Source organism: Gemmatimonadota bacterium (genome assembly GCA_009838845.1).
Lineage (GTDB): Bacteria > Latescibacterota > UBA2968 > UBA2968 > UBA2968 > VXRD01.
In genome coordinates this window covers 1-5,638 of sequence record VXRD01000110.1, presented here as the reverse complement: position 1 = coordinate 5,638, position 5,638 = coordinate 1, and the positions used below count along the sequence as shown (strand labels likewise).

Genomic DNA, 5,638 nt, shown 5'->3' with positions numbered 1-5,638 from the left:
GATTGAACTTCGTTGATAAAAATAGTAGATTAATCGCCTGGTTTTTTGTCGCACTTGTGATATTTACAATCCTTGAAATGCGGAATTTTGATGGAAACCTTGCGGGCGACTTCCTTTGCCTTTTTCTTAACATCGTTGAGTTCTCTGCGCAGGCGCTCATTGTGGTTGATCTTCTCCTGGAGTTTTTGCGCCGCCGTGGTATTCTTGTGCAAAAAATCGACCACCGCGCTACGCGTTTCAGAAACAATCCACGAGCGCACTTCGGTATTGCCGAGTTTGTTTTTTGTTTGCGACTCAAAAACGGGTTCTTTGAGCTTGACTGCAACAGCGCCATTGATGGATTCCCGCACATCTACGCCGCTGTAATTCTTCTTGTAAAACTCATTGACGCCTTTTAAGATGCCCTCTCGAAAAGCACTTTGATGCGTGCCACCATCAATGGTGTATTGCCCATTGACAAAAGAAAAATAATTTTCCCCATAATTGGACGTATGCGTAAATGCAAATTCGAGATATTGCCCCTTGTAATACGCGGGTTCATAAAGTGCCGAATCATCGACCTCGCGGCTGAGAAAATCGAGCAAGCCGCGCCTTGAGACGAATTTCTGTTTGTTAAAAATGAGCGTGAGACCGCTATTGAGGCAGGCGTAGTTCCACATGCGACGCTCGACGTATTCGAAATTGTAATCGTATTCCTCAAAAATCTCAGAATCGGGCGTGAACTCAAAAAGAGAGCCATCTGGTTCCTGAGTCCTCCCCTTTTTTTCACCAATGAGTTTCCCACGCGTAAAGCGGGCTTCGGCGTACCTGCCGTCGCGATAGGCCACCACGCGAAAATCGGTAGAAAGCGCGTTGACCGCTTTGCTACCCACGCCATTGAGACCCACACTAAATTGGAAAACATCGTCGTTGTATTTGGCACCGGTATTGATCACAGAAACGCATTCGACAATTTTGCCCAGCGGAACGCCGCGCCCATAGTCGCGCACACTGACGTGATTGGCGTCAATAGTCACATCGATTTTTGTGCCAAAACCCGAAATAAATTCATCGACGGCATTATCCACCACCTCTTTGAGCAAAACGTATATACCGTCGTCGGGATCTGTACCCGAGCCGAGCCGCCCGATGTACATACCCGTACGCAACCGAATATGCTCAAGCGATGAAAGGGTTTTGATCTTACTCTCGTCGTAATTATGGGCGCCATTTTTCTTGCCATTGGTTTTCCCATTGGTCCTCGGTTGCGAGAGCAAATCGAGTTGCGTAGTGTTGGAAGTGCGCGATTTTATTGCCGTTGCCATAATATATTCCTACCCTTGTTTGGAAGGTGAAGATAACAGAAAAAACATGCGGGGAAGGAAAAACAAAGTATAGCGCATCAAATCAGGGGAGGAGAATAAGAGGTGATATAATATAGTGACTCTATGTGCATCTATCAAGGGCAAATCTGAGATTGCGAAATACCGCAAAGATCGGTTTATTGTACGCAACATCATTTATCAACACAGGAATTCTCATGGCGCAAAACGTATTATTCATCCTCACCGACCAATGGCCTGCATGGGCATTTGGTTTTCTCGGTGCCGACATACCCACGCCGAATATTGACCGCCTATCATCCGAAGGCACGGTATTCGCAAATGCTTTCACATCTTGTCCCCTCTGCACACCTGCTCGGGGCACACTACTCACGGCTCGCTGGCCGCACCAAAATGGCGTTTACGACAACCAATCCGTGGGCTATTCCCTCCAGGAATCCATGCCGCTCGACCAAAAAACCTGGATTGACGAAGCCGTGCGCCTCGGCTATCACGTCGGTTACTACGGCAAGTGGCACCTCGGGCATATCAACCCTGAAAAACGCGGCGCACACGGATTTGATCCCAACATCGAAATACACTCAAAGCCATACCACCCACAAACAAATGATCACACCTATGAAAAGACCGTTGCCAGCTACGCCAATCAAACCAAAAACCTCATCAAAGGGCACGCGCCATTTTGGGGGGATTCACCCCAACCAAAAGAAAATATCCAGCCCTTTCCCACCGTGAACAAAGGCGTAAAATTTCTCGAAACATGGGCTAAGAGCCACCAAAACAAACCCTTCTTTCTCACTGTATCTTCCGCACCGCCACACTTTCCGCATCACCTACCTGAAGAATACGTCAAACTCGCCGAAGAACTCCGCACGCGTGTCGAACTCCCCGCAAACCTGAACGACAACTGCGAGGGACGCCCCTGGTTCCATTCGACACCCTGGTGGGGATGCATGGACACCTCCCCGATCGAAGAAGAATGGAAAACCGTCATCGCCTATTCCCACGCACACATCACAATGGTCGATGAAGCCATCGGGCGCATACTCGACGCCATAGACCGCCTCGACCTCGCCGAATCAACAACCGTTGTCTTCACATCTGACCACGGCGACATGGAAGGCGCACACAACCGATTTGACAAAGGGGCTTATTTTTACGAAGAAGTCTGGCGCATCCCGCTCATCATCCGCGCGCCCAACACACCGCCTGCAACCCAGGATGCTTATGTCTCATTACTCGACATCGGCGAAACCCTCTTCTCTCTCATTCGCGCCGAACCATCCGCTGACCAACCGCGCGAGGGCCGCAACCTTCTCCCACTCGTCGGGACGCAAAACCGTCCTCCAGACTGGCCGCAAATCGCCTATGGCACCTACTATCGCTACAACGGTTACAGCTTTGAAGTGCGCGCCATTCGCAACGAACGATACAAATACGTGTGGAACCCGCAAGACATTGACGAATTTTACGACCTTCAAACCGACCCACACGAAATGAAAAACCTGAGTGGGCAACCCCACATATCAACCGCAGAAAATGGCCTGCGCGACCAACTCATGACCTGGCTGCACAGCATCGGCGACGACCTGCCAAACCGACTTGACGCATTATTGCCCGCCGGTACAATCATCGCGACAGGCAAACGTGGACCGTAATCCCTAACCCACTTCGTTATTCACGGCTTGAACCAGCGCGCGCATATAGGCAATCGAATACGCCACCCCCGCGCGATGACCTCCCAGAATCTGCGGAATATGATCGGGAATAATCGCCCCGTCAAATTCCACCTCCCGCAGTGCTTTCATCACCGCATGCATATCCTGGTACCCATCGTCCATCAAAGTCTCTGCCCACGGCTCTGGCATCGGATTTGAAACATTGCGAAAATGCACCTTAAACAACTTCTTGCGGCTGGCAAAATAGTGAATAGCCTCAATCACATCCACGCCCATGCCTTCCTTACCCCCTTCGAGCCAGCACCCCACGCACAAACAAACCCCGATATTTGGACTATCCGCAATATCCATCGCCTGCTTGTACCCCTTAAAATTGCCAAACATACAGCGCGGAATCCCGCCCAGAGGATACACCGGAGGATCATCGGGATGAATGCCGATATAAACACCTGATTCCTCGGCAACAGGCGCGACCTTGCGAATCATGTACTCGTAATTCTCCCAAAGCTCGTCTTCGCTATAAACCCGCCCATGTGTCAATTCGCCCTCAAAAATCTGACCGTCCCAATGCCCTGTGGCATTCTCGATATCGAGTGTCCGCGCATCCATGCCTCCGCGCCGCGTTGTGCGCCCCGAACTCCAGATCCCATTGCCCATGTGTGCATACGTATTGTACGGAATACCCGCCTCTCCCAGATTGCGAATAAAAGTGATAAATTCCTCGACCTTCTCATCGCGCCCCGGCAAATTCAGGGTCACTTCGGGCATATTGTGTACACTGCGATTGGCAATGCGATAAATCTGCAAATCGTATTTTGCAAACCGCGCTTTCAACGCCTTGTAATAATCGGCATTCTGATTCTCCTGGTCGTCAACGCCCACCATCATCCATTCCACGCCGAGTTGCTGCATAAACTGCAAATCTTCATCACTCGTATTATCCGACGTCTGCGCTGCAATCTGAATACCCGAATAAGACGAAGAAAATCCCGGCACCGCTTTGAGCGCGTAAGATCGCTCTGTTTGAGTTGCCATAACTATTCCTTTCTGTTCAACCACTCGTCGAACTTCACTGCCAATGTTTATCGGCAAAATCTATATACCGATCCCAATCGTAATCCGTCACTGCGTGCCCACCTGCGCGAATATGATACCCAATTCGACTCGTGACCGGCTTGTGAACACGCGGCATATTTTCAGCAGCCAGACCATCTGTTCCCAACAGACGATAAACTGCATCGGCGTGTTTCGCGCCCAAAAACTCCCCCTTTGGATCCGCCCATCTATCTTCTTCTGCACTGGCAACATAAACCGGGCGAGGCGCCATCAGCGCAATGAGCAAATGCTGGTCAACGGGCAAATCGTCTTCGCGCTCATTATACCGCTTAAAATTATCGCAAAACCAGTGAGGAAAACTGGTATTAATCCGCCCCACTGTTTCGCCATATCGACGGCGGGAAAGCGCGGCACCTCCACAACCCGAATTATTTGAAATCACAAGGGCAAACCGCTCGTCTTGTGCGCCAGCCCACAGCGCGGTCTTGCCCAATCGCGAATGCCCCATCACGGCAACCCGAGCGTGATCAATCGCCTCATCGCTCTCAAAATAATCCATCGCCCTCATCAACCCCCACGCCCAAGCACCAATAGCTCCCCAGTCATCGCCAGTATTTCGCCTATCAAAAAGCGGATGCACGCCATTTTGAAACCCATCGTCATAATCCGGGTCCAGATCGCCGCAATAAATCGTAGCCAAGCCGTAACCCCTTGCCAAAATCCGCCCCACAGGCCACCTACTTGCAGCCTTACCGCGCGCCACTTCCGTTGCCCGATGATTCAAAACCCCCTCCGTTTTCGAACGCATCCACCGCTCGGACAATGTAATTTGGGGATCGGCATGAACGGTGTGATTCCCCCCAAAATTCAATCCCACAAACAACGGCACGGGTCCATCAGCGTCTTTTGGCAAAAAAATTAAAATATCCATTCGCGGTTCTGCATCTGTAGAAAAGTAAACCCGAACTTCCTTACAAATCCCGTCCAACGCATCCCCATTCACAAACCGCGTCTCAAAACGCATGCCCGTCGCGCCACCCGGCATCTTGCCATACACCTGGGTCTCAAACAAAGACAAAATCTCTGCCCGCCGTCTTTCCCACAAAGCAGCATCTTCGACCTTTGTTCCATCATCAAAAATCAACGGATCGGGCAATGTGTAATCGGGCACCTTGTCTTCATCGTAATTCGCGACAAATTTAGCCATCGTGTTTTCGCTCCTTTTTTAACTCTACCGCCTCGCCATACCCCTCGTAAAAACCTTTCCCTGTATAATCTTATGCGCGGCCTGCCCGCCATACATCCTGAACCTCGCAAACGCCTGTCTGCATTTTGGGCACTTCATATCCCCTCGGGTATGGTCTTCGGCAATCCGATCCACCATGCACTTCACCAATCCGCCTCGCCCGCCTTTGCGGTATTTGTACAGCAGTGATTTACATTTCGCACAAAAAATCGAAATGGTTCGAATATCTTTGCGTGCCATAAGATTAAGGTGAGACGTAAAAGGTGAGACGTAAGACGACCCCCACACCAGCCCCCAAGCAGCTGTCGCGTATAAACATCTCCGAGGCCACAAGA

General features: G+C 50.6%; 5 protein-coding genes. 1 reads left to right on the top strand and 4 read right to left on the bottom strand.

What is annotated here, in order from left to right:
• Positions 1-29 precede the first annotated feature (29 nt).
• Entirely contained in the window at positions 30-1,304 is a 1,275-nt protein-coding gene (locus tag F4Y39_14590) for a hypothetical protein (protein ID MYC14946.1), read from the bottom strand.
• Positions 1,305-1,519: 215 nt separating this feature from the next.
• Between F4Y39_14590 and F4Y39_14585 the strand changes: the two genes are divergently transcribed.
• Positions 1,520-2,980 carry a sulfatase-like hydrolase/transferase gene (locus tag F4Y39_14585; protein ID MYC14945.1) on the top strand — a complete coding sequence of 487 codons (1,461 nt, stop codon included), beginning with the start codon at positions 1,520-1,522 and terminating at the stop codon, positions 2,978-2,980.
• A 3-nt stretch (positions 2,981-2,983) separates the two neighbouring features.
• On the opposite strand, the gene F4Y39_14580 is transcribed toward F4Y39_14585, so the two are convergent.
• The 3 genes from F4Y39_14580 to F4Y39_14570 are packed head-to-tail and all read right to left on the bottom strand — an operon-like array spanning position 2,984 to position 5,543.
• Entirely contained in the window at positions 2,984-4,036 is a 1,053-nt protein-coding gene (locus F4Y39_14580) for a TIM barrel protein (GenBank protein ID MYC14944.1), read from the bottom strand.
• A 34-nt stretch (positions 4,037-4,070) separates the two neighbouring features.
• A complete protein-coding gene (locus F4Y39_14575; GenBank protein MYC14943.1) occupies positions 4,071-5,264 on the bottom strand; it encodes an acetylxylan esterase in 1,194 nt (397 codons plus the stop codon).
• Between the two features lie 24 nt (positions 5,265-5,288).
• Positions 5,289-5,543 carry a hypothetical protein gene (locus F4Y39_14570; GenBank protein MYC14942.1) on the bottom strand — a complete coding sequence of 85 codons (255 nt, stop codon included), beginning with the start codon at positions 5,541-5,543 and terminating at the stop codon, positions 5,289-5,291.
• Positions 5,544-5,638: the final 95 nt, after the last annotated feature.

What these genes read in the sequence shown, in the direction of transcription:
- F4Y39_14590 (MYC14946.1), bottom strand. Translation starts at nt 1,304, where the DNA reads ATGGCAACGGCAATAAAATCGCGCACTTCCAACACTACGCAACTCGAT.
- F4Y39_14575 (MYC14943.1), bottom strand. Translation starts at nt 5,264, where the DNA reads ATGGCTAAATTTGTCGCGAATTACGATGAAGACAAGGTGCCCGATTAC.
- F4Y39_14580 (MYC14944.1), bottom strand. Translation starts at nt 4,036, where the DNA reads ATGGCAACTCAAACAGAGCGATCTTACGCGCTCAAAGCGGTGCCGGGA.
- F4Y39_14570 (MYC14942.1), bottom strand. Translation starts at nt 5,543, where the DNA reads ATGGCACGCAAAGATATTCGAACCATTTCGATTTTTTGTGCGAAATGT.
- F4Y39_14585 (MYC14945.1), top strand. Translation starts at nt 1,520, where the DNA reads ATGGCGCAAAACGTATTATTCATCCTCACCGACCAATGGCCTGCATGG.